This is a genomic window from Spiroplasma sp. ald, assembly GCF_044714355.1.
In the GTDB taxonomy this organism is placed as follows: Bacteria; Bacillota_I; Bacilli_A; order Mycoplasmatales; family Mycoplasmataceae; genus Spiroplasma; species Spiroplasma phoeniceum.
This window is the reverse complement of the sequence record NZ_RXFY01000001.1, coordinates 1-25,823: the sequence shown is the minus strand read 5'-3', so window position 1 is coordinate 25,823 and position 25,823 is coordinate 1. Positions and strand designations below refer to the sequence as shown.

At 25.8% G+C, this 25,823-nt stretch carries 26 protein-coding genes, 1 other RNA gene and 1 pseudogene; 4 read left to right on the top strand and 24 right to left on the bottom strand.

Going from position 1 to position 25,823, the window contains the following annotated elements; all coding sequences use genetic code 4:
- Positions 1-5 precede the first annotated feature (5 nt).
- Together EHU54_RS00140 and EHU54_RS00135 are read left to right on the top strand one after the other, a co-directional pair.
- A complete protein-coding gene (locus tag EHU54_RS00140; RefSeq protein ID WP_400248272.1) occupies positions 6-587 on the top strand; it encodes a hypothetical protein in 582 nt (193 codons plus the stop codon).
- Between the two features lie 78 nt (positions 588-665).
- Positions 666-995 (top strand): hypothetical protein, encoded by a 330-nt coding sequence (locus EHU54_RS00135; protein ID WP_400248271.1) that lies wholly within the window; start codon positions 666-668, stop codon positions 993-995.
- A gap of 25 nt (positions 996-1,020) precedes the next feature.
- Here the strand turns inward: EHU54_RS00135 and EHU54_RS00130 are convergent, their stop codons facing one another.
- From EHU54_RS00130 to tilS, 11 genes are all read right to left on the bottom strand, one after another.
- Complete coding sequence (locus EHU54_RS00130) at positions 1,021-1,200, bottom strand: hypothetical protein (protein ID WP_400248270.1); 180 nt, start codon at positions 1,198-1,200, stop codon at positions 1,021-1,023.
- Positions 1,201-1,203: 3 nt separating this feature from the next.
- The gene (locus EHU54_RS00125) at positions 1,204-1,659 is read right to left on the bottom strand and encodes a hypothetical protein (RefSeq protein WP_400248269.1); all 456 of its coding nucleotides are present in this window, start codon (positions 1,657-1,659) and stop codon (positions 1,204-1,206) included.
- Complete coding sequence (locus tag EHU54_RS00120; protein ID WP_400248268.1) at positions 1,653-2,519, bottom strand: recombinase RecT; 867 nt, start codon at positions 2,517-2,519, stop codon at positions 1,653-1,655. Before EHU54_RS00120 ends, EHU54_RS00125 begins: the two co-directional genes overlap by 7 nt.
- A gap of 2 nt (positions 2,520-2,521) precedes the next feature.
- Entirely contained in the window at positions 2,522-3,223 is a 702-nt protein-coding gene (locus EHU54_RS00115; RefSeq protein WP_400248267.1) for a hypothetical protein, read from the bottom strand.
- A gap of 2 nt (positions 3,224-3,225) precedes the next feature.
- Positions 3,226-3,363 (bottom strand): hypothetical protein, encoded by a 138-nt coding sequence (locus tag EHU54_RS00110; protein ID WP_400248265.1) that lies wholly within the window; start codon positions 3,361-3,363, stop codon positions 3,226-3,228.
- Positions 3,364-3,365: 2 nt separating this feature from the next.
- Complete coding sequence (locus EHU54_RS00105) at positions 3,366-3,539, bottom strand: hypothetical protein (RefSeq protein ID WP_400248264.1); 174 nt, start codon at positions 3,537-3,539, stop codon at positions 3,366-3,368.
- Between the two features lie 492 nt (positions 3,540-4,031).
- Entirely contained in the window at positions 4,032-4,271 is a 240-nt protein-coding gene (locus EHU54_RS00100; protein WP_400248263.1) for a hypothetical protein, read from the bottom strand.
- A 487-nt stretch (positions 4,272-4,758) separates the two neighbouring features.
- The gene (locus EHU54_RS00095) at positions 4,759-5,700 is read right to left on the bottom strand and encodes an ABC transporter ATP-binding protein (protein ID WP_400248262.1); all 942 of its coding nucleotides are present in this window, start codon (positions 5,698-5,700) and stop codon (positions 4,759-4,761) included.
- A gap of 113 nt (positions 5,701-5,813) precedes the next feature.
- Entirely contained in the window at positions 5,814-6,677 is an 864-nt protein-coding gene (locus tag EHU54_RS00090) for an Hsp33 family molecular chaperone HslO (RefSeq protein WP_400248261.1), read from the bottom strand.
- Positions 6,678-6,764: 87 nt separating this feature from the next.
- Positions 6,765-8,783: an ATP-dependent zinc metalloprotease FtsH gene (ftsH, locus tag EHU54_RS00085; protein ID WP_400248260.1), complete on the bottom strand. Its 2,019-nt coding sequence runs from the start codon at positions 8,781-8,783 to the stop codon at positions 6,765-6,767.
- Positions 8,784-8,856: 73 nt separating this feature from the next.
- Positions 8,857-10,164 (bottom strand): tRNA lysidine(34) synthetase TilS, encoded by a 1,308-nt coding sequence (gene tilS / locus EHU54_RS00080; RefSeq protein ID WP_400248259.1) that lies wholly within the window; start codon positions 10,162-10,164, stop codon positions 8,857-8,859.
- 67 nt (positions 10,165-10,231) lie between these two features.
- Between tilS and EHU54_RS00075 the strand changes: the two genes are divergently transcribed.
- Positions 10,232-10,597 (top strand): hypothetical protein, encoded by a 366-nt coding sequence (locus EHU54_RS00075; RefSeq protein ID WP_400248258.1) that lies wholly within the window; start codon positions 10,232-10,234, stop codon positions 10,595-10,597.
- Here EHU54_RS00075 and EHU54_RS00070 read toward each other — a convergent pair.
- The 12 genes from EHU54_RS00070 to dnaA all read right to left on the bottom strand — a co-directional run bounded on the left by EHU54_RS00070 (position 10,594) and on the right by dnaA (position 24,251).
- Positions 10,594-10,896, bottom strand: coding sequence for a 50S ribosomal protein L11 methyltransferase (locus tag EHU54_RS00070; RefSeq protein ID WP_400248257.1), 303 nt, complete (start codon positions 10,894-10,896; stop codon positions 10,594-10,596). The two genes, EHU54_RS00075 and EHU54_RS00070, sit on opposite strands and share 4 nt — an antisense overlap.
- A gap of 1 nt (position 10,897) precedes the next feature.
- On the bottom strand, positions 10,898-11,734 hold the full coding sequence (locus tag EHU54_RS00065; protein WP_400248256.1) for a DNA polymerase III subunit delta': 837 nt from the start codon (positions 11,732-11,734) through the stop codon (positions 10,898-10,900).
- The gene (tmk, locus tag EHU54_RS00060; protein ID WP_400248293.1) at positions 11,727-12,371 is read right to left on the bottom strand and encodes a dTMP kinase; all 645 of its coding nucleotides are present in this window, start codon (positions 12,369-12,371) and stop codon (positions 11,727-11,729) included. The genes EHU54_RS00065 and tmk overlap by 8 nt, the downstream gene beginning before the upstream one ends.
- 17 nt (positions 12,372-12,388) lie before the next feature.
- Positions 12,389-12,970 (bottom strand): recombination mediator RecR, encoded by a 582-nt coding sequence (gene recR / locus EHU54_RS00055; protein WP_400248255.1) that lies wholly within the window; start codon positions 12,968-12,970, stop codon positions 12,389-12,391.
- A 17-nt stretch (positions 12,971-12,987) separates the two neighbouring features.
- Positions 12,988-15,030 carry a DNA polymerase III subunit gamma/tau gene (gene dnaX, locus EHU54_RS00050; protein ID WP_400248253.1) on the bottom strand — a complete coding sequence of 681 codons (2,043 nt, stop codon included), beginning with the start codon at positions 15,028-15,030 and terminating at the stop codon, positions 12,988-12,990.
- Positions 15,031-15,096: 66 nt separating this feature from the next.
- On the bottom strand, positions 15,097-15,540 hold the full coding sequence (locus EHU54_RS00045; protein WP_400248252.1) for a deaminase: 444 nt from the start codon (positions 15,538-15,540) through the stop codon (positions 15,097-15,099).
- 17 nt (positions 15,541-15,557) lie between these two features.
- Positions 15,558-15,646: signal recognition particle sRNA small type (gene ffs / locus EHU54_RS00040), an RNA gene on the bottom strand.
- 127 nt (positions 15,647-15,773) lie between these two features.
- Entirely contained in the window at positions 15,774-17,045 is a 1,272-nt protein-coding gene (gene serS / locus EHU54_RS00035; protein WP_400248251.1) for a serine--tRNA ligase, read from the bottom strand.
- A 1-nt stretch (position 17,046) separates the two neighbouring features.
- Positions 17,047-19,509, bottom strand: coding sequence for a DNA gyrase subunit A (gyrA, locus tag EHU54_RS00030; protein WP_400248292.1), 2,463 nt, complete (start codon positions 19,507-19,509; stop codon positions 17,047-17,049).
- A gap of 15 nt (positions 19,510-19,524) precedes the next feature.
- Positions 19,525-21,444 (bottom strand): DNA topoisomerase (ATP-hydrolyzing) subunit B, encoded by a 1,920-nt coding sequence (gene gyrB, locus EHU54_RS00025; protein WP_400248250.1) that lies wholly within the window; start codon positions 21,442-21,444, stop codon positions 19,525-19,527.
- Positions 21,445-21,611: 167 nt separating this feature from the next.
- A complete protein-coding gene (gene dnaN, locus EHU54_RS00020; protein WP_400248249.1) occupies positions 21,612-22,730 on the bottom strand; it encodes a DNA polymerase III subunit beta in 1,119 nt (372 codons plus the stop codon).
- Positions 22,731-22,898: 168 nt separating this feature from the next.
- Positions 22,899-24,251: a chromosomal replication initiator protein DnaA gene (gene dnaA / locus EHU54_RS00015; protein ID WP_400248248.1), complete on the bottom strand. Its 1,353-nt coding sequence runs from the start codon at positions 24,249-24,251 to the stop codon at positions 22,899-22,901.
- 369 nt (positions 24,252-24,620) lie between these two features.
- Between dnaA and EHU54_RS00010 the strand changes: the two genes are divergently transcribed.
- Entirely contained in the window at positions 24,621-24,770 is a 150-nt protein-coding gene (locus tag EHU54_RS00010; protein ID WP_400248246.1) for a hypothetical protein, read from the top strand.
- Positions 24,771-25,027: 257 nt separating this feature from the next.
- Here the strand turns inward: EHU54_RS00010 and EHU54_RS00005 are convergent.
- A pseudogene (locus tag EHU54_RS00005) lies at positions 25,028-25,735 on the bottom strand (IS30 family transposase); the annotation flags it as partial.
- Positions 25,736-25,823 lie beyond the last annotated feature (88 nt).

The following is a 25,823-nucleotide window of genomic DNA, read 5'->3' as shown; positions in this document are numbered from 1 at the left end:
AATTAATGAAACAAGATAAAACAACTTGATTAAAGGGTGCATTACCTTGAAATTGATTTAAAAAAGACCCTATTCCAACTTATAATTGAACTCATAAAGATATTAGAGAATGAGAAAGAAAATATAAAATTAGGAGTTGGGTAGTTAGTTTTTATACATTAATATTTTTATTATTAAATTGTTGATTAGAATATGGAATGATTAATGCAATAAAAGATAATATTAATTGATATAATTATGGTCAATATTGAGGTAATGGCATTGCTATTTTATTAACACCTTTATTTACGCATGGAATTCAAGGCATATTTGTTGCTAGTAGTAAACCAAAAGTAGATATGAAAATTGATATTCCACGATTAAAAATATCTAAAATGGGATTAGTATTTACAATTTTACCTTTAATTACTTTAATAATTTCTTTAATTATAATTTGAATTGATAAATCAAAATGAAAAAAAGACCATTTAAGACATTGCTTAGATTGTCGGATTAATCCGCGAGTTATTCAGCCAAGAATAGCAAAACAATGAAATAATTTAGATGGTATAACAGAAGAAAATAACAAAGAATTAAATTTAAAATAAACTATATATAGGGGTGGCTGATATTTTTTGGGTGGTTATATAGTTTAATTTATAAATTATTTTGTTCTGAAAGGATAGATGGCCACTGTCTGAGTAAGAATAAGAAAGGAATTAAAGAAAATGAATGAAACATTAATGATTGCTTTACTTGTGTTAGCTGGTGCAGGAGGAATGGGTAGTCTTGGTATTCTTGGATTATCTGCTAAAAAAATTAAAAAATATAAAGCAGAAATTAGAGAATTAAGAACTGCTGTTATTGCCCACGAAAAACATTTACGCGGACCTGATTATGCAACAGAATTAGCATTAAAAACAGGTCAAATTAAAAATGTTAAAAAACAAGTTAAAGTAAACGACAAAAAACAAGCACAAAAAGATGCTATTCAAAAACTAACAAATAGTATTTAAAAAAATAACCTTAATTGGTTATTTTTTATTTTTCTTTATTGTGTGTTATATAAAAGTTGATAAGATATTCTATTCGTTGAGAATAAGTCTCAAAATAAGATAATTCATTTCATATTTTTTCTTGTTTTTTATCTAAATAAAGATTAACATTCCGAATTTTGCAAGAATAATATTTTCCTGTTTTTTGATTATATGATTCTTTCATAAATTAACTCTCATAATTAGCAATAATAATTGCATCTCGTAAATGATTACTTATTTTTTTGTTATTATATTTTCAACCTTTACCATATTGATAAGTTAAATTAATATCTTTATCAAATTTCCATAAGCAACTATCATTATATTTACTTAAATTTTCCATATTTTTAACAACTGATTTAGTATTTTTTGGTGATACTCAATTAATAAAATATTTGTAAACAGATAATGCTCCTAATAATCTTAATAAATCATCTCTATCTTTACTTGCATTAGCAGATGTATATAAACAATCTTCAATATTAATTTTTTCTTCATAATCAAACAATTTATCATTAATAAATTCATACTGTTCTTTTCAATTTTTATTTATAAATTCTTGTTTATCTATTAATTTATTATTTTTATAAACAACAATAGCAGTAGTACCTGTTCCTGATGGGTCAATACCAATTTTTATCAAGTGGCTCATTCCTCATCGTTGTTATTATTAACTGCTGGTACTACATTTGAGATGTCTTCTTCTTTAACGACATTATTGTTTGTGTCCGCTATTTCTGTATAAGATGGGGTATTTATATTGTTTGATAAGGGTTCATCGCTCATCTGCCCCTGATTTTTGGCGACAGTAATATCATTAAAAGGTATATAATCAAAATTACCATCTTCTTTTATTTCTTTTTCATCTAAATCAATATCAGTAATATCTATTCCTAATTCTTGGGCTAATTTACGATATAATTTTGCTTCAACCATTTCTTTTGGTCATTTATTTCAAGGTGAATATTCACTATTTCCACTTGAACTACTATTTTTTAAACGGTCAATATCGGATTTTCTTAATAAAATTCCTTTTGTTTCACCAGTTAAACGATTAATACCAAAAGCATAAGCACCAATAATATTTTCATATTGACTTGTATTTGTCATAAAATCTATTTCGTGTAGTTTTGGCTTTTGTAAATCAGTATCTCATACAAATTTTTCACTTTTATAAATAATTCCGCGTTTTAACATTCACTGTTCTTTTTCCATTCTTTTTTGAAAAACACTACTATCAATAATAGTTGTTAATTTATTTTTAAATGGAATAATATTAAAATCTTTTCCAAAAATTAAACCTTTATTACTTAAATTAATAATTCCTAAAGCTGTAATTTTTCCATTATCAGCATTACCAACTAAATTAATATAATTTTGATTATTTTTTAATTTTAGTTCTTGCAAAGCAATTAAATTTTCTTGTAAATATTTAGCATTAACATTTAATTCATATGTTTCAACTGCTGTTGCTATTAATTCTTTTATTCCTAAATTACTCATAATTATTTCACTCCTTTATTTATTTTAAAATTAATACCTTTAACTCCAATTAAATTAATATCTTTATTACTATCTCATTGTTCTTTAATTTCATTTTTAATAATTTGTTCATCAACAATTAAATAGTTTTTAATAAGATTAATAAGTTCTAATTTATCAGCTTTTTGTAAAAAATCATCATTAATACCAATAACCTCAATATCTTTAATTAATAATTTTTCTTTCCGAAAATTACTAGTAATAATTTTTAATTCTTGTTCTTGTTTTGCTATACTTTTAATTTCTAAAAATTGCTCTTTTTTATGAGTTTCAACAATTTCATTTTGTTTTTGAAATTGAATATTAATGACACTATTTTTTAAAGAATCATGATTATTCCTAATATTATTTTCTAAATTTAAAATATCTTTTCTAATAAAATTTAATTCATCTTTAAAATTTTTTATTAATTCTAACGGTTCTCTAAAAACATAATCAATTTTTGAAACTACTAATTTTAAATCTTTTAGTGATTGTGATTTATATTCTCCATTTATTAATCAAGCTTGTTGTCGATAGATAAATTCTGCTAATTCTTGTCCATTTTCATCAATTCATTTTTTAATTGTTAATGCTTTTAAACTTAATTCTTTAAAATCATTTCCTTTTAAATAAAACGGATAAGTAATATTTTTAACTTCATTATTTAACTTTAAATCTGCCATAATTAAATTTCCTCTAATTCCATTTCTTCAATTAAATTATCAATATATTCATAAGCACTATCTTCTGAATGACATTCCTCTAATGCAATATTGAATAAGTCTTCTTCAGTATAAACATAACCATTTTCATCTTTTCACATAATTATTTATCTCCTTGTCATGTAATATTGTTATCTTCTAAATCAATAATAGTTGTTAATAAACCATTTTTATTTTCAACATTAGCAGTAATTTTTGCTTCTTCTAATGTATAAAAGAATTCTGTTTTTAAATCACCGTATTTACTTTTTATTACTAATAAATATTTTTTATTCATAATTTAATTCCTCCTATTTTTAACTCGCTGGCACTCACTCCCAAGTGAAAGTGTCAAAGCGAGAGTTAGTTATATAAGTATTTATATATTTATTTACTACGACACTTGCTTCACCGGGGTGAGCAGTGACGGTATATTATTTAATAATCGACAGTTGTTTTTATAAGATAATACCAGAGAATTCTCTCTCTTCATCCGCACCATTTCAGGTCAAAACGTTCAGTTTTTAAAATAAATTCACTCGCACCTTGAAGAGCCTAATGCTGACTTTGTGGTTTTTAAACCGCCGTCACTTCTAAGAAGTAATATCTATCGCAAATTTATTTATAAAGTGGCCATCTCAATATTTATTGTCGTTTGATGTTGACCTCGCACTTATCACGACTATCGCTTGTTAAAGCGTCTATTATTTCCGGACTGATTACCGATGGGCTAGACCTCCTCCTGTGGAATAAAAACACTTAGTTATTAAAATAACCGTCCCACTCTGCATTAAGTTGTTTTATAAAATCAAAGTTTTAAAAAACCAGTTTTATAATCAAAGATAATTTTTGAATTTTCTAAGCGTTTATAAAACCACTTTTGGTTTTTATCTTTTGTATGATTTAATAAATTTTTATGTTTTTCACAAGTTCATAAAACTTTATTTGATAAAAATTCTTCAGTAATGAATGATATTGTTTTATAGCAGTTATCAATATCGCAAATTTGTTTTTGTTTATTAATTTTCATTACCTACTCCTTTCCTTGATATTAAGTTTTTTTATTTATTAGCAAATTAGTTAACTGAAACAGAGGAAGGACAACACCTTAAATTAGGAGAAAAAACAGAAGACATTTTGTAAAGATTTCTAAGATATTTAATAAATGTGTAACATAACTTAAAGAAGGTATCAAAAAGTTGTGATAAAAAGTTTCTATTTTAAGAACTTAAGATGCTGTCCTTTCTCTGAATCAATTAATAATTTTGGTTTTACAAATAAAAAAACCATTTTAGTAAATGGTTTAATTTATTATTCTTATTCAATTTCTATGTATTTTTTAAAACCCTTCTTTTTTCCATGCGACCTACTTGTAAATAGTTAAACGATATTTTCTTTCTAATTGTAACAAATTTCAATAATTCAGTAAAGATATTCTAAAATTATTTTATTATTTTAAAAAATATTTCTAATAATATTAATAAAAAAATGTAAAACACATAATAGCGTTTTACAAATTAAGATCAATCAATTTCACTTGGTTTCTTTAGATGTGTATTTTTCTTAATTTGGTCAATTAATCCATTACGAACATGAATAATTGTATTAGCAATATCAGCAATATTTGGGTTATGAGTAACAATAATAACCGTTGTTTTATATTTTTTATTAACATCAACTAAAATTTCAAGTACTTTTCGACCCATTTCTTCATCTAAAGCTCCTGTTGGTTCATCGCCAAATAAGATATCTGGATTTTTTGCTAATGCTCTAGCAATTGAAACCCGTTGTTGTTGTCCCCCTGACATTTGGTGAGGATATTTGTTCATTTGTTCTTCCATTCCAATTGTCTCAAAAATATCTTTAATTGTCATATTCTTATTTTTGTTTTTACTTAAATTTTCCCCAACTTCAGCATTTTCTTTGGCAGTTAAATTAGTTAATAAATTATATTGTTGGAAAATAAAACCAACATTATCTCGTCTAAATTTTGTTAAATCAACATCTTTTAATAACGATAAGTTATAGCCAATAACAAAAACATCACCACTTGAAACTTTATCTAAACCTGAAATAATGTTTAGTAATGTTGTTTTTCCTGATCCAGAAGGACCTAGAATAACAATAAAGTCTCCTTTTTCTAATTTTAAATTAATTCCTTTTAAAACCGGTGTTTCAACTTCCCCAGTAATATATGATTTTTTCACATTAACTAGTTCAATTACATATTTACTTGTATCTGGTTTACTATTTGTTGTTGAAATAATTTCCCCTTTTAGAATTCGTTTTGAATATAACTTTGTTTGTTTCTTTTGCTCTTTTAACTTTTGTTTAAATTCTTTAACGGCAGTATAATCAACTTTTTCTTTTGGTTCCTTGTCATTTGGTTTTTTTGCTTTAGCTTCTTTTCCATGTGATTTTGTTTGGTCTGTACTAGGTACATCTTTAATTTCAGCCATCTTGTGTTGTGCCTCCCCTTTATACTAAAATACATTTTACAATTATTTTTTATCATAATAATATCATAACAAAATTATTATAATTTTATCAATTTATTTAAGATATCTTGCCCTTATTCTTTAAGTAAACTTTTTAAATCACTTGCTCTAATATGATATTTTTTGCGGCAAAAATCACATGCAATTTCAATTTCACCATTATTTATTAAAATTTCATTAAGTTGTTCATCACCTAATAACTTTGCTGATTCTAAAGCTTTTTCGTATGAGCAACTACATTCAAATTTAATTTCATCAACTTCTAACACTTTGGTATTTTGATCAATGAGTTTAAAAATATTAATTAAATTATCTTCAGCAATTAATTTATGACTAATGTTTTCTAAATTTTCAATTTTTTCTTCTAAATAGTCAATATCTTCTTCTTTATGTTCTGGTAACAACTGTGCGAAAAAACCAACTGCTTTTGCAATTGTATTATCTTCATTCATTTTAATTGAACATGCAATAACTGATTTAATTTGTTCACTTTGTGCTAAATAATAAGTAAAATCTAAATTAATTTCACCAGAAATTAATTGAATTTGACCTGAGAAACTTTTTTTCATTCCTAAATCTTTCATTACGCGTAAATAACCATTTGTACCAACTACTTGGGAAATAACATTATGTTCACGATCAATTTCATCAACATCAAATTGTGGATTAGCACAAAATCCTCGTACTTTATGACCAGTATATTCTGCCATAATCGTTCCAATTGGACCATTTCCATTAATAATACTTGTCATTTTATCAGTTGCATTTTTCATATCACTACCAATTAAAATAGTGGCTAGAACAACTCTTGACAACACAATTGTTGCAAGCGGATTAGTTGCATGTAATTTAATAATATCGTTTAATGATTTAGTTGCATCAACAACTGTCATTTTAACATTATGAACATTACTAATTGCTTTCGTTACTTTGTCCATTCCTTTAAACTCCTTTATAAATTTCTTTTCTTTGCAATTATAGTATAATCATCGTTAAAAGTAAAACAAAAAGTAGGCTTAATTAGCCTACTTCTTATTTGGATCATTATTTTTATCATCTTCTGGGTGATCTTTTTTTCGTTCTTTTGGTTTAACTTCTAAAATTTCACCTTTTGCTTCTTTTTCTTTATGCTTTGCTGCACGTTCTTTTTCATGAATTACTTCATCAGGTAATTTATGATATTTATCAATATATTCAATTTGTTCTGCCGTAATTGTTTCTAATATTTTTAAACTTTCAGCAATTAAATTTAATAAACTACGATTTTCAGAAATTAATGCTTTTGCTGTTACATAACAATCATCTAAAATTTTACGAACTTCAGTATCAATTTTAGCCGCAATATCTTCTGAATAACGTTTTCTTGTTGCAGTATATTCATCTTTTGGTGATTCAAATTGAACTAATCCTAAAGAACTCATTCCATATTCAGTAACCATATGACGTGCAATATTAGTTGCTTTTTCTAAATCATCATGTGCTCCTGTTGTTATTTTTGTTTTTCCAAAAATAATCTCTTCTGATGCACGCCCACCTAAATAACCAGTAATTGTCGCATATAAGTTCTCTTTACTATGAAACATTGTTTCTTCTTTTGGTGTCATAATTGTATAACCACCTGCTTGTCCACGTGGAATAATAGTAACTTTTTGAACTTTGCTAGCTGCTTCTAAACGTAAACCAATTAGAGCATGACCAGCTTCATGATAAGAAACAATATCTTTATCCATTACTGAATATTTACGTGATTCTTTTGCTGGTCCCCCAACAACACGATCAATCGCTTCATCAATAATATTAACAGTAATAATTTTTAAATTCTTACGAACACATAAAATTGCTGCTTCATTTAAAACATTCTCTAATTGAGCTCCAGAAAATCCTGGTGTTCTTTCCGCGATTCGTCTAAAATCAACCTCTGTTGAAACTGCTTTATTTCGAGCATGTAATTTTAAAATTGCTTCTCGTTCATTAATATCTGGTAATGAAATTTGAATCTGGCGGTCAAAACGCCCCGGTCTTAATAAGGCAGAGTCTAATACATCAACTCGGTTTGTTGCTGCCATAACAATAACTCCCGTATTAGTTCCAAAACCATCCATTTCAACTAATAATTGGTTCAATGTTTGTTCATTAGCACCACTCCCAATTGAAACAGTTCTTTTTCGACCAACAGCATCAATTTCATCAATAAAAATGATACATGGTGCAGCTTTTTTAGCTGCAATAAACATTTCACGAATTCTTGAAGCACCAACTCCAACAAACATTTCTTCAAATTCAGAACCTGAAATTGAAAAGAATGGAACACCGGCTTCTCCAGCAACAGCTTTTGCTAATAAAGTTTTTCCTGTACCTGGTGGTCCTTCCATTAGAACTCCTTTTGGAGCACGAGCACCCATACTTGAATATTTCTGTGGATTTTTTAAATAATCAACTACCTCAACTAACTCTGTTTTTTCTTCATTAATTCCTGCAACATCAGAAAATTTAACAGTGGATTGAATTTGACGTGCTTTATTTTTCCCCATTGAAAAGGGATTAGCACCTGACATCCCACCAGACATTTTTGATAAACGAGCAATCATAAAGACGGCGATTCCCATTATTAATAATCATGGTACTAATTGTATTAACATCGCTTGTCACACTGGAACAAACTCACGGTCAACTGAAACAAGACCACCTTTTAATTTATTTTTAAAATTTTCATCTCATGTATTTGTTGGTATTTTGTCCTTGTAAGTATAAGCTCTAAAACCTTCACGGTTTCATTCCGAACTATAGCGAACAGTTTTGATAACACCACCCTCAGAATATCGAATTACTCCTTCTATAACTACAGTATTTTTACCAACATTAGCCTTAATAGTAATTTCATCAATATTTTGATTGTTATAATTTTGAGTATTACCAATTTTTTGCATATCTCCTTCGCTAATTTTTGTAATATCTGATTTTATTCATAATACAATTGTTAAAATAATCAAACCAATAAAAATTAACGAACTTATAATTGCAAATCACATTCTTTTTTTATTCATAACTGTTTCCTTTCTATTAAGACTTTTAAAATTAATCTTTTTCGGTCACTTGAAACAATGAACCAATTCTAGACTATTCTATCATAAAAAAAAATAAATTGTATTTTTCCGCTAAAGTATTATTAATAAATTTATTAATTTTTAAATCAACTAAATTATTCGCATAAATAAGGTTATTATCCTTATCTAATACAAAATAACTTTTTCGTGCTAAAAGCGGTACTTTATTTTTGATAAATCAACGATTTAAACGCATCTTATTAATCATTGCATTTCTTAGCAAAGATAAATCGTTGGTAATTGTGATTGGTCATTGTGCTGCTGCTATCATAAAATCATACTTATTTTTAGTTCCCCAATTAATAATATTTTCTTTTCATTTTATTGGTAATCCAGTTGTTGATGTTATTTGAATTGTTGTTAATTCTAAAAGTTCATTATTAACAATTTCAACATTATCATATGATTTAATTAAAGAATATCTTGAATTAATTTTAAGAATAATATTTGGTTTTAAACTTTTTAATTCCTTAATTATTTCATCTAAAAACTTTCTTTTTTTATTCCTAATTAAATAAACAACCTTATTAATTTTAAAATAATTAAAAATAATAATTTTTTGCAACTGAATATTATTAAGAGCATTAAAACTAGTAACATTAATTTGCCCAAAATTTTCAATCAAATAATTTTTTGCAACTAACTTTAATTGTTCATTTTCCTTATTTTTTTCCTCAATTTCTAATAACATATCTTGTAAATTAATATCCTGAATTTCATTACGAATAATATTTCGATTATAAATCGCTAAGATATTAGTTGAATCAATTGCATAATTAATTTGCTGATGAAATAAATATTCAATAATTTCTTCTCTTGATATTTCTAACATAATCCGCAATATTTTTAGTTTTTTGTTAAACAATTGAGAATAATAATAACTAGTTTTATTTAGACCATAATATTCAACAATCCCATTTCGTTGTTTTTGCAAAATATATGTTTCAATATGATCAGTCAAATTATGGGCAATTAAAACACCCTGGCAACAATATTTTTCACTAATTTGTAAAAAAAAATCATATCGTATGCTACGAGCAACTGCTTGAAAATTATGAGAATTAGTCTGATACTGTTCATAGTCTTTCGCTGTCACTTTTTTTACATAGACCTTAATATTTCGTTTTTGGCAATATTCAACAACAATTTGTTCGTCATAGTCACTATCTTTTCGCTTCTGGTAATTTACCAAACATACAATGAAATTATTAATATCTAACTCTGAATTATTATAAATATTGTCAAGTAAAAACATACTATCCGGACCACCAGACACCCCGATAACATATTTTTCATTCTGTTTTAAAAGTTTAGTTTCCATTTCTATCACCTATTTTCGAAATAATTTTAAAACTTGTTCTGTATAATGATAATTCTTATTATGAACAATGATTGGTTTTTCAACAATAAGGCCTGCCCCACTTTGAAAACAAGCTTCAATTAAAACATTATTTGCTTCACTTTCTACAAAAGGATGAATAAATTGTATTCGCTTAATATTAAAACCATACTTAATTAATAATGCAATAATTTCTAATAATCTTGTTGTACGATGAATAATCGTAAAATACCCTCGATTTGCAACTAATTTCTTAGCAGCAAAAATAATCTCTTCTAATGTGACATCTGTTTCATGGCGTGCTGGAATTAATAATTTATTTTTTTCATTTAATTTTGCTCCATCAATTTTAAAAAACGGCGGATTGCAGACAATTAAATCATATTTAACATTAGCATTAGTTTTAACATATTAATTAATATCATTATGAATAATTTTAATCTGTTCAATTTTATGATTTAATGCAACATTTTCCTCCGCTAATTGTACAGCTTCTTTTTGCAATTCAATGCCAGTAATTGGTGCTGAAGTTAAAGTTGATAAAATTAACGGAATTGCCGTATTATTAGTACCAATATCTAAAATATTTTTTATTTTTGTATTTAATGTTGCAAAACGAGCCAGTAGGACTGTATCCAATGAAAAATTAAACATATCAGTTCGTTGGTTAATTTTAATTCCCTCATAATCTAATAAATCATTTAAAACTTTCACTTTATACCTCGTTATATCAATCAATCAATCCCTTTTCTAAAATTAATTCTTTATTTAAATTTTCCAATAATAAATTGGCAATAGTATAACAAACTTCAATTAACTTGCTATTTTTATGATTTAGTTTTTGAATTAAATCTTGATTTGTAATTTGATATTTTTTTCATTCTTTCTTTTTTAAAACATTAGCAATTGCTAAAAAAAATTGGCGGCATTCAACACTATCATAATTATTTAACTGACGAATAGGAATAAAGTTATTTGTCGAGTTACTTGCAAAATTGTTAAAAAAGGTAGAAATAAATTCATTTTTAAAATCATCAACTTCTAATAAATCAGTTGTATTTTCTAAAATAATATTTAAACAACGTGATTTAATAGTATCAATAACATTTGTTTTATTAGTTGTTAACAAAAAAGCGTATGTATTTTTACTAGGCTCTTCTAAAAATTTTAATAATGAATTAGCCGCTTCTAATGTTAATAAATCAATACCATTAATAACATATACTTTTATTCCTGTTTGTTCTAACGCAGAATAATTAAAGGTTTGAATAATTTCTTGAATTGCTTCTTTTTTGATTGTTGTTTCAAAATCACCTTTAATTTTTAAATCATAATAAGTTTTATTATTAATGCGGTGACAAATATCACATTCACAATCTGCTCCCTGTTTTTTTAAACACAATAAAAATCTAATAACTTCTGTTGTAAATTTTTCTAATTTAACTTTATTATTGCAAGAAATCAAAAGTTGATTTGATAAATTATTTTTTAAAATTAAATTTTTAAATAGTGTCATTTTCTCAACATCATTTTTTGTAAATAAATTATCCATTTTCTTTGTCCTTTATTTTTTGAATAATTTCATCAACATAATAATATACTTGTTCTAATACTTCATTCACTGGTTTACTAGCATCAATAACTTTAATGCGATCTGCATTTTCACTAATTAAAACTTGATACCCTTCATATACCTTCTTGTGAAACGAATTTTTTTCTAAATCAAGACGGTTCATTTCAACCTCATTTCTAACTTTCATTCTTTCACTTGCCATTGTTGGTTCAATATCAAAAAAAAGAGTTAAATCTGGCTTTGTTGTGCCCAAAACAATGGATTGTACTTCATCTAATGTTCGAATTCCTAATCCACGAGCATATCCTTGATATGCTGAAGTAGAATCCATAAAACGATCACAAATTACAATTTCTCCTCGTTTTAACGCCGGCAAAATATCTTCAACAACATGTTGCCTACGAGCAGCAATATATAATAAAACTTCTGTTCATGGGTCCATTCCTAAATTATGTTTACTTAAAATAACATTTCTAATTTGCTCAGCAATTTCATTGCCCCCTGGTTCTCGTGTTAAAACAACTTGATATCCTTCTGACCGTAATTTTTCTTTTAATAATTTTGAAATCGTTGTTTTCCCAGAACCATCAATTCCTTCTAATGTTATAAATAGCATCATTACACTCCCTGTTCTTAAACATCTTTACGTCCCTCTAAAGCTTGTCTTAATGTTACCTCATCAATATAATCTAAGGAACCACCAATTGGTATCCCTTGGGCTAAACGTGATATTTTTATATTAAAAGGTTGCAAAAATGTTTTTAAGTATTGAGCTGTTACTTCTCCTTCAAAAGTAGCACCAACAGCAATAATCACTTCTTTTATAATTTTATCATTCATTCGGGATTCTAACGCAGAAAAAGTTAATTTATCTGGTGTAATGCCATTTTTTACATTAATTTCACCATTTAAAACATGATAAACTCCATTAAAAACTTTTGTTGCTTCAATTTTTATAATATCAAAAAAATTGCTAACAACACAAAACTTTGTTTGTTCACGTAAATTATTATGGCAAAACAAACAAACATTATTTTGCATTAATGTTGAACAAATTGAACATTGATGATAATTATTTTTGATTTCATTAAAAACATGCTCTAATGATTCCAATAATGATGGTTTAATAATTAATTTATTAAAAATCCTTTCCGCAGTCTTTTTACCAACACCTAAAATAGTTTTTAATTCCATAATTAATTTTTCATAGTTCATTTCAAATCTCCAATCAATTATTCTACTATCTTAATGTTATCAAAAATTTGTTTACCAGTTTCAAGAACATCTTTATGTTCTTCATAGTTATCAATTTGTTTAACTAATAAATTTTGGTAAAACTCTTCAACATCAATTAATGTTGGTTTTGGTAATTTATTTGCTTGTCTAATTTTAACATAATCATTGCGAACACTAGTTCACTCAGTTTCACTTAAGGCAATAATAATAAAATCAAAATCAAATACTTGGAAAATCTTATTGCGAAATTCTCAATTACACATTTCAAAACTAATTCAATTTGCTTCTGGTTTTGTATTAGTTACAATAATCAGTCCTTGTTCTGATGCAGCCGCATATTTAACATCATAGAAACTAATTAATTTATCTAATTGAACTACTTTACCTTTTTCGTTAATTAATTCCATAAATTTATTTTTAAATTTTTCTCGCTTTTCTTTACTAGCTTTAATTAAAATATTAAAAATTTGATTATTAGAATAATTAATATTAGAAAATTCATAGATATTAACTTTATTTTTCATATCGTCATGATATTTTTGTAAGTCAGTTATGCCTTCTAATTCTTTTCCATAAGAAATTTGCTCTGATCCAACTGACTGAAAACTTTCTTTTTCCTTTGTTTGTTCAAAATTAGTTTGAAGATCATTTTTATCTAATATTATTTTATCTTGTTGTGGTTCTATGTTACTAAAAGAACTATCATTATGTTCTTCATCATTAAATAATGAAAAATTATGAAATAATGGTTGGTTATTAGGTAATTTTGGTTCTTTTAAATGAATTATTTCATCATTGTTTTTTAATGGTATCACTTGATCTTTTTCATAATTATTTTCTATTATTTCTATATTTTTAGAAATTTGTTCTATTTTATCATGATTAATTTCTCTTTCCTCTGTATGCTCTAAAATCACTAAATCACTTAATTTTAAATTCTGTAAATTCTTAGTATTATTTTCAAAAATTGCTAAAGCTTTTAATAAAATTAATTCAAAATACATTTCTTGTGTTTTACTATTTCGCATTTTGCTTGCTGCTTCAGTAAACAAATCAAGTAACATAATTAATTCTTTTGAACTTAATTGTTCAGCAAATTCTTTTGCTTGTTCTTCTGATAATAAATTTAAAAAAATTGAATTATTCGTTTGTTTAAACTCAAAGATTTCTTTTAAAATATCTAATAAATTTAATGTTAAAATTTCAAAATCAGAACCTGCTTGATAAATTTTTTTACTAGCCATTAAAACTTCTGTTGTTTTATATTCTAAAATATCTTTTAATAATTTTAATTTAATGGTTTTTGAAACTGTTGCAAAAATAATATTTACATTTTCTAAGGTAACATTTCGATCAGAAAACATAATTACTTGTTCTAAAATACTTAATGAATCGCGAGCACTACCATCAGCCAAAAGAGCAATTTCTTTAATCGCAGCCAAATCATATTTAATTTCCTCTTTTTGTAAAATATTAATAATATTATTTTCTAATTCAACTTTTGAGATCTTACGAAAATTATATTGTTGACAACGTGAAATAATTGTTGCAGGAATCTTATGACTTTCAGTTGTTGCTAAAATAAAAACAACATGTTGTGGTGGCTCTTCTAATGTTTTTAATAATGCATTAAAAGCTGAATTAGTTAACATATGAATTTCATCAATAATATAAACTTTATATTTTGTCATCGTAGGAAGTAACTGAACGTTATTTCTAATTTCTCGAATTTCATCAACACCATTATTTGAAGCAGCATCAATTTCAAATACATCAACTGCTCCGGCGCGGTTTATTTCCTGACAACTAGCACATTCATTACACGGATTTCCTTTATCTAAATTAATACAATTAATTGCTTTTGCAAATATTTTTGCAATCGAAGTTTTCCCTGTCCCATGTGGTCCTGAAAATAAATATGCATGCGAAAATGTATTATTTATAATTGCATTTTTTAAAGCTTTTCTAATTTCAATTTGTCCAACAATTTTATCAAAATTATTTGGTCGATATTTACGATATAAAGAAATATAATCCATTTTTTATGCTCCCGTCCAATATTATTGTTATAATAACTTTATTTTACTCCTTTAATTACAAATATTCTATCTTAATTGTTCAAAAAATTTCTTCATTAAATCTTTTAAAATCATATTTTCCTCATGTTTTCTAACATGTTGAACTTTTAATTTTGAAATATCAAAAGTATGATTAGACTTTAAAAAACCATATTTTTCATTTGATAAATAATAATTAATAACTTTAATTCCTGAATTAATTATTGCTCCTAGGCACATCATACATGGTTCAACAGTAACTCATATTGAACAATCACTAATTTTATTTGTTCGTTTTTTTCGACATGCTTGATTTAAAGCATAAATCTCAGCGTGTGTTGTTACTGAATTTTTTGTTGTTTTATTATATCCAATGGCAATAATTTTACCATTTTGGTCAACAACTAATGCAGAAATTGGAACATGTTTTTTCTTATATGCTCATTGTGATAACTTATATAATTTATTGAAAATTAATGTAGTATCTGTCATAAATTCACCCTTATCATAAAAAATGTCATTACACATAGTCCTTAGTCTTATGGCTGCTACCTTCCGGTCCTGACCAATTTCAAATGTAACTATTGTAATGACATAAGTAATTATAGCATAGAATTTTATTTTGCATATCCTTTTTATTAAAAACTGCAATGTTTCACGTGAAACATTGCAGTTTTTTGGTTTTTCTTTTCCTTGCCTGTTTAAAATGTTTCACGTGAAACATTTTAAACAATAACAGTATGATCTTGAAAATAAGGCTGCAATTTTTTTGGAATTGTAATAGTTCCATCTTCATTTTGATAATTTTCTAAAATGGCAGCAATTAAACGATCAATTGCTAAACCTGATCCATTTAAAGTATGAACATATTTTATTTCATTATTATCATCACGATAACGTAATTTCATCCGACGTGCTTGAAAATCAAGACAATTTGAACAAGACGAAATTTCCCGATATTTATTCTGACCATGCATTCATACTTCTACATCATATGTTTTTGTTGAAGAAAATCCCATATCACCTGAACACAACAAGATTACACGGTATGGAATTTCTAATAATTGAAGAATATTTTCTGCATCTAATACCATTTTTTCTAATTCTTCAAATGAAGCTTCTTCGGTAGTAAACTTAACCATTTCAACCTTTTTAAACTGGTGTAAACGAATAATTCCTTTTGTATCACGTCCAGCAGAACCAGCTTCCTGACGAAAACATGGTGTATAAGCAGTATGATAAATTGGTAACTGATCTTTCTCCAAAATTTCTTCACGGTATAAATTAGTTACTGGTACTTCTGCAGTTGGAATTAAATATAAATTATCTTTTTCAATATAATATAAATCCTCTTTAAATTTTGGCAGGTTTCCTGTTCCATACATAATTTGTGGTTGTACTAAAATTGGTGGTTCAATTTCAATATAATATCGTTTTGCATGTTCATCTAACATAAAGTTCATTAAAGCACGTTCTAATTTAGCTCCCATTCCTTTATATACTACAAAACGTGAACCTGATATTTTAGTTCCCCGATCAAAATCAATTAAGTCTAGTGCTGTCGCTACTTCTCAATGTTCTTTTACTTTCTTATGATTTGGAATTTTACCTCATTTACGAATTTCCACATTATCGTTTTCATTTTTCCCACTAGGAACTGAATCATCTGGAACGTTAGGCGTAACTTCTAAAATTGCTTTAATTTTTTCTTCAACTTTATTTAGTTGTTCATCAATTACTTCCATTTCTTGTTTAATAGTACTAATTAATTCTTTAATTGTTTGTACTTCTTGGTCTTTTTTTTCTGCTATTAAAATTCCAACTTTTTTTGATTCAAGATTTCGTTTTTCTTTTAATTTTTCTGATTTAACAATTAATTCACGACGTTGAACTGATAATTTTTTAATATCTTGTAAATATGAAAAATCATCATGCCGGCGGTTTAATTTCTTCATTATTTCGTTAAAATTTTCAACAATTTTTTTCTGATCTAACATTTTATCTTTCTCCTTCAATGCTAATTTTCTTTTTTAAAATTTCAATAACTTCTAATTTATCATCTTGTTCTAATCGCATAATTTTAACACCCGATGTTGTTCGGCCAAATAATGGAATTTGTTCTAGCGAAACACGAATAATATTTCCTTTTTTTGTTCCTACTAAAATATCTTCATCACCATTTACAGCTTGAACAAATTTTAAATATCCTGTTTTATCTGTTAAGTTCATTGACTTAACACCTTTAGTATTTCGTCCTGTCAAACGATAATCTTCAATTGCTGTTTTTTTCGCATAACCATTTTCAGTTACTGATAAAACATATTTCACAGACCGTCCTGAACTCACCCCAATGGTTTCTCCAACAACATCGTTAGCAATTCCTTTAACCCCTACTGATTGTCGTGTCATTGGCCTAATTTCTTCTTCATTAAATCGAATTACTTTTCCAATATTATTTCCAATAATAACATCATCATGTCCTTTTGTAATAATCACGCTTACTAATTCATCATTATCTTTTAACTCAATTGCTACTTTTCCTGTTTGACGAATTTGATTAAATTCACTTATCTTTGTTTTTTTAATAAGACCTTTTTTTGTCACAAAAAATAAATTATCCTCTGTTGAAATTGACTCATCTATAGCAATAATTGTTTGAATGCTTTCTGTTTTATCAATTGCTATTAAATTAATAATTGGTAACCCCCGTGCATGTCGTGAATATGTTTCAATTTGATAAGCTCGTAATTTATACACTTTTCCAAAATTTGAAAAAATTAATAATGAGTCAATACTATTAGCACTAATAATTTTCTTTAAACTATCTTCAATATTTGCTAAACCAATAATCCCTTTTCCACCACGATTTTGTAATTTAAAAGTATCATCAGCTACTCGTTTAACATAACCATCTTGTGTTAACATAATTAAAATGTCTTCCCGGCGAATTAATTCTTCTGGATCAATTTCTGTTAACTCTTCCTTAATAATGTGACTACGCCGCTCATCACCATATTTTTTCTTGATTTCTGTTAATTCCCTAATCATAATGTCAATTTGTTTTTCACTATTATTAATAATCTCTTCTAATTCAGTTATTGCTACTTTAATATCTTTAATTTCATTAATAATTTTTTCAATTTCTAATCCAGTTAATCTTTGTAAGCGCATTTCTAAAATTGCTCGTGCTTGTTCAACTACCAAATTAAATTTATTAATTAAAGCATTTGATGCAATCTGTGTTGTTTGTGATTGTTTAATAATTGTAATTACTTCATCAATATTATCAAGCGCAATTTTTAATCCTTCTAAAATGATTAAACGATTACGATTTTTCTTTAATTCAAACTGACTACGTTTAATAATAATATCAATTTGATGTTCAATAAAATATTTTAAAATTTGTTTTAAACCCATTACTCTTGGTTGGTTTTTGTATAATGCTAAAATATTTAACGAAAAATTAGTTTGAAGTGGTGTTAATTTATATAACTTATTTAAAATAACATTTTCTTGAGCATCACGTTTTAATTCTAAAACAATACGAACCCCCTCCATGTTTGATTCATCACGAAGATCACTAATTCCATTAATAATTTTGTCGCGAATTAATTCTGCAATTCGTTCCAACAATTTTGCTTTATTAATTTGATATGGAATCTCTGACACAATAATTCGTCTTTTATTATTATTTTCTTCAATATCAATTTTTGAACGAATTGTAATTGCTCCATTTCCTGTTTCATAAGCTTTAATTAAGCCGTTTCCAGCCGTAATTAATGCTCCCGTTGGAAAATCAGGTCCTTTAATAATTTTCATTAATTCAACAGTTGTTATTTCAGGATTTTTTGTTACCGCAATAACACCATTAATTACTTCATTCAAATTATGAGGTGGAATATTAGTTGCCATTCCAACAGCAATTCCACTAGCACCATTAACTAATAAATTTGGAAAATATCCAGGTAAAAAAGTCGGTTCTTCTTCACTGCCATCATAATTGTCAATAAAAATTGTTGTTTCTTTTTCAATATCTTTGATTAGTTCACCAGCAATTTTACTCATTTTTGCTTCCGTATATCGCATTGCCGCTGGAGCATCACCATCCATTGAACCAAAATTTCCATGCCCATCAATTAAAGGATAACGATAAGAAAAATCTTGTGCCATCCGAACCATTGCTTCATAAACAGCAGTATCACCATGCGGATGATATTTCCCAATTACTTCACCAACAATTCGAGCTGATTTCTTATGTTGTTTATCGTAAGTCATTTTTAAATCTCACATTGCATAAATAATACGGCGATGAACTGGTTTTAATCCATCACGAACATCAGGAATTGCACGTGAAACAATAACTGACATTGCATAATCTAAAAAGCCATTTTTCATTTCATCAGCAATATCAATATCACGAATTTTACCATCATAATCATATCCATCATTTTCTGATTTCATCATTATATCTCCCTTCTAGACATCTAAATTTTTAACATATTTTGCATTTTCACGAATAAATTTTTTTCGTGGTTCAACATTTTCACCCATTAATTCATTACAAATTAAATTTGCTTCAAATGCATTATTAACAGAAACTTTCAATAATAAACGCCGTTCTGGATCCATTGTTGTTTCTCATAATTGTTCTGGATTCATTTCTCCTAATCCTTTATAACGTTGAATTATATAATTTTTATTTTGTTTTAATAATTCTTCTTTATAAAGTTCTAATTCATTATCACTATAAGCATATTGAATCTGATTACCATTTTGAATTTTGTATAGTGGTGGTTGAGCAATATAAATATTGCCATTTTCAATCAAATCTTTCATATAACGATAAAAAAATGTCAATAATAAAATTCGAATATGTGCACCATCAACATCAGCATCAGTCATAATAATTACCTTTTGATAACGTAATTTTTTATCATTAAAATTATCTTTAATACCTGCTCCTAATGCGGTAATAATTGAATTAATTTCATTATTTTCAAATATTTTAATTTGTTTTGCTTTTTCAACATTTAAAATTTTTCCTCGTAATGGTAAAATTGCTTGAAATTTTCGATTTCGACCAGATTTAGCACTTCCACCAGCAGAATCCCCTTCAACAATATAAAGTTCAGCTATTTTAGCATCTTTTGTTTCACAATCTGCTAATTTACCTGGTAATGAAAAACTATCCATTACGGTCTTACGACGTGTTGTTTCTTTTGCACGTTGTGCAGCAATTCTTGCTTTTAATGATAAACTTATTTTTTCAATATTTTTTTTTGCATCTTCTGGATTTTCTAACAAATAACTACTTAATCCTTTTCCAACAATATTAGAAACAATTTTTTTAACTTCACTATTTCCTAACTTTGTTTTAGTTTGACCTTCATATTGCGGATCCGGATGACGAATAGAAATTATTGTTGTCATTCCTTCTTTAATGTCATCTCAAGTAAATTTATCTTCGTTACCTTTATTATTTTTATTAATATTTTTAAAATAATTATTTATTTCACGAACAATGGCTAATTTAATACCTTCTTCGTGGGTTCCACCCTCATGGGTATTAATGTTATTACAAAAAGAAAAAATATTTTCTGAATAATTGTCATTATATTGTAACCCAAATTCAACAACAATATTATCTTCTATTCCTTCAACATAAAAAACATCGTTTAGTGGTGTACCAATTGTTTTATTTAATTCTAAAACATAATCTTTAATTCCATTATTAAATTGATAAACAACCATTTTTTCTTCATCATCTTCTCGTAAATCAACTAATGATATTTCTAATCCTTTATTTAAAAAAGCTAATTGTTTAATTCGATTTTGAATTGTTGAAAAACTAAAAATTGTTGTTTCTTTAAAAATCTTTTCATCTGGTAAAAAAGTTACTGTTGTTCCAGTTTCTGAAGTTGAACCAACTTCTTTAATTGGTGTTAAAATTTGACCACCATTATGAAACTCCATTACATATTTTTTATTATTTTTTCTAACTTCAACTTTTAAATATTTACTTAAAGCATTAACAACACTAGCTCCTACTCCATGTAAGCCACCAGAAATTTTATATGTATTTGAATCAAATTTTCCTCCTGCATGTAAAATAGTAAAAACAGTTTCTAATGTTGAAACTTTTGTTTTTGGGTGAATTTCAATTGGAATTCCACGGCCATTGTCAACAACTGTAATTGATTCATCTTTATTAATGATAATTTTAATTTTATTAGCAAAATTAGCTAAAACTTCATCAATTGAGTTATCAACAATTTCTCAAACTAAATGATGTAAGCCTCTAGCATTTGTCGCCCCAATATACATCCCTGGTCGTTTTCGAACTGCTTCTAAACCTTCTAAAATTTGAATTGATTCTGAATTATAATTATCACCCATAAATAATTCTCTCCATTTCTGCTTTCTTTTATTTTACCATTATTAACTAATTTTAGGGCTAAATTATCAAATATATTTTTAAATATTCTAAAAAATATTTTTATATTTTTAGTGTCTAATTTAACCCTATAAAAAAGTTATAAAATAAAAAACTCAATAATGAGTTTTTAATATGATCGAATTGGTAAAACTAATTGTTGTAATGTTGAATCATCATTAGCAGTAATAATTAATGGTTTTGTTTCATCAATCATTTTAATTGTAATTTCTTTTGTTTTAAAGGCTTTTAAAGCATCCAAAATATACTTTGAATTAAAAACAATTGTTTGGTCTGCTCCTTCAACTTTAAAATCTTTAATTTCTTCTTCTGTGTTACCAATTTCTTGCGTAAATGAAGTAACTAAAACTTTTTGTTCTTTTATTTTTAATGTAACAATTGTTGTCATCGCCTCATTTGATAAAACACTAGCTCGCTCAATAATTTTAATTAGTTCACGATTATTGATTGTTAATGAAGTATTAAAGGAAGTTGGAATAACTTTACTTGTATCAGGATATTTTCCTTCAATAATTTTTGTTTGAACAATTGTATTATTAATAATAACACTAACTGACTTATCAGTAATTTTCATTTTAATTTCTTGGTCATTTTCTGAAATTAAACGGCCAATTTCATTAATAAATTTTCCAGGAATAATAACATCAAAATTATAATTATTACTATAAGCAATCTTTTTACATGATAATCGAAATGAATCAGTGGCAGTAATTATTAATTCTTTATTATTTTGATCTGTTTTAATATTTAAACCATTAAAAACTATTCTTTTTTCTTTTTCTCCAATTGCAAAACTTGTTTGTGAAATAATTTCTTTTAATACTATACTTGTAAAATTTATTTCTTTACCCTCTGTTTCAAATGATAAATGTGGATAATCTGCTGAGTTTAATGTATTTAAAACTGAATCAAAAGTACTTGCTTTGATTTTAATTAAATTACCCTCAACTACTTCCAAGGTAATAAAATCATCTTCAATTTTACGAATAACTTCAACAATAAATTTATTTTTAATTAAGACACTTCCAATTCGAGTAATACTTAAATCAGTGCCCATAATTTCTGATTTAATTGATGTATCACCATCAGAAGTAGTAAAAGTAATTTTGTCTTTTTTAACTTCAATTAAAATTCCTAGTAGTGAAGGAATTAAAGTCTTTTGAGAAATTATTCGACCTACTTTCAATAATTCATCTAATATTTTATCTCTTTTAATGTTTACAATCATTTTGTTACTCCTTACTTTAGTATATTCTGTAATATATAAATAATTATATACTATTGTTAAAATATTGTTTTTTATTTATTAGTATTATAATGTAGAAAATGTGGAAAACTTGATAAAGTTTTAAATAATATTATTTTTTATTAAAAAACAAGCGTGGAAAACATTGTGTTATTTTCCTTCAATTTTTCTACGAATTGCATTTACTAAATGTTTAAATTCTTTGTTTGTGCTAATATGTGCTTCAACTTTTTTAACACTATTCATAACAGTTGTGTGGTCTTTACCACCAAACTCAGTTCCAATTCTTGTAAATGGTTCATCTAATAATGTTCGACAAAAATACATTGCTAATTGTCGTGCTTGCATTATATTACTAACTCGTGATTTACTCATCATTGCTTTGATAGTAATATTATAATTATCAGCAACAATTTGTTTAATTTTTTTAGGGGTAATTTTTTCATTGTTTTGCAGAGGAGCATTTTTAAATGCTTTTTCAACATCAGCTAATGTAATAATTTCATTTGGTTTTTTGTTCATAACAGCTAAAAATAATAATCGCTTAATTGCTCCTTCTAACTTTCTAACATCACTGTTAAAATTTAAAGCAATAAATTCTAGTGATTCTTCTGAAAATAATCCTAAGTTATTTTGATGTTTTAGTTTTTGTTCTAATATTTTAAGAGCTGTTTCAAAATCTGGTGAATCTAAACCAATACTTAAACCATATGAAAAACGAGAAATAATTCTAGATTCAAAACCACCTAGATCATCAGGATATTTATCAGAAGTAATTACAATTTGTTTATTTTTTTCAATATATGAGTTAAAAATATGAAAAAATAATTCATTTGTTTTATTGCGTTTTGCTAATAATTGTATGTCATCAATTAATAAACAATCGTAAATATCATAAGATGTTTTAAAAGCTTCAATAATTTCATGTCCTTGATTTAAAATATCCATAGCAATTTTTCCAAACTCATCAGCTTTTAAATATTTTACTCGGTTATTTGTTTTATAAATTTCATTTACCTTATTTTCAATTGCGTGTAATAAATGTGTTTTTCCTAGTCCAGAGTCTCCATATATGAATAATGGATTTCATTTTTTTCCAAGATCTAGAGCAACTGCTAAAGCTGCTTGCATTGCTTCATGATTAGAATCTCCACGAACAAAATTTTCAAAAGTATAATTTTCATAATAAGCAATGTTATTGTTTTCTGTTAATGTATCAATTTTACTAATTACAGATGCTTGTTTATTAATATTTTTTTCTAATTCAAAAGAAATATTATATTGGATTCCAGTCAGTTTTTTTAAGATATTTTTAATTTTTTCATTTAATCCTGCTTCAAAAACACCAATTGCAATTTCTGATTTTGTTGTAATTAAGCAGTTATTATCAGATACAGTATATAAGTTTGTGTCACTAATATAGTAGTTGTAAATTTCTGGGGAAACTGATTCATCACGAGATAATATTTCTTTAACTTCAATCCATAATTCTTTTGTGTTCATTAATTTCATCTCCAATAGTTTTTATCGTTATTAATTATAAATAAAAGATGTGGAAAAGTATTAAAAAATGAGCAAAATTAATAAAAATTAATATTTTTCCACATTAAATATTTTTTATATTATCTTTAAAAGCATTGTTTTTATTGATTATTTTTATTGTTTTCCACATTATTAACATTTTATGGTGTAAATTGTTTTTTATTGTGGAAAGTGATAAAGTTTTACAATTAATGTAAGTATTATCGAAAAAATTGCTAATAATAAATAAAAATATGGTATAATTATCCTAATTAAAAAATATATTGACTATTAACTCTTATTATTCTAAATAAAATAAAAAAATATTTTAAAGAGAGGAGTTATTAAGTTATGAAAAAACTATTAAGTTTATTGCCTATTGTAACAATTACAGGTAGTTCTATGATAACAGTTATAGCAGTTAATAGTTTTGAACATTTAGAAATAATAGAAAAGAAAAATAATAGAGAATATAATATAAATTATGAAAACGTTAAGTAATCAACAAGTTTTGTTGAAAAAATTTATGATTATAATAAATCAATTTGAAATTTACCTATAGTTTTATCAAAAGAAAAATTATTAGAAAGGAATTATGTAAAATGAAGTGCAACAAATCTTATTAGTCAAATAATACAATAAAAATCATAAAAAATCAATTATAAATTTTTAAAAATCAAAATATTTATAGTTTTTATTTTATTTTAAGGAAAATTAAGCACACTAAAAAATAATTTATTAAATTACTTCAAATAAACTTATCTAAAATTCTCTAAAAATACCTCTTTTGCTGTTCTTCAATTAAAAACAGGCCTTAATTTTTCATTTATAACATTAACTACTCAATTTATTTTTTGTTGACTAACATTATTAAAATCAGTTCCCTTAGGATATCATTCTCTAAGTTCAGAATTCATATATTCAATTAATGGTTTTTGTTGTGGTTTACCGGGNTCACAAAAATAAACTTGTGTTTCAGCAAATATTTCTAATTCTCTTCATTTACTAAATTCTTTTCCTCTATCAGTTATTATTCCTTTAATTTTCCCAAATAAATTATTATTTATAACAATATCTTTAAACTTTTCCACAACTTCATTAGCAGTATGATTTTTTAATTTCATAACAAAATAACTTTTACTATTTTGTTCAACTAAAACCAAATTACTAGATTGATGCTCTTTTCCAACTACGGTATCCATTTCAAATCAACCAACATCACTCTCTTTATTCTCAATATCTCATATTGATTTAAAATTAATTAATTTACCACGATTATCAAATTTTCCTTTTGTTTTATATTTTTTACCACGATGACGTAAATTCTGTTTTAAAAAACCATAAAAACCCAAACGAATTCATTTATACAATGTTTTAACACAAACAGGAAATTTAATACCAAACTTTAGAAAATAACGATGAATAAGTTGTGATGGAGAATCACGATAAACATTAAATCTTATATTAGACTTCTTGCATAACCTATTAAAATAATTGTAAATATTTTTAAAAAGATACTAATAGCAAATTATAATTTTAATTAATTATGTCTTT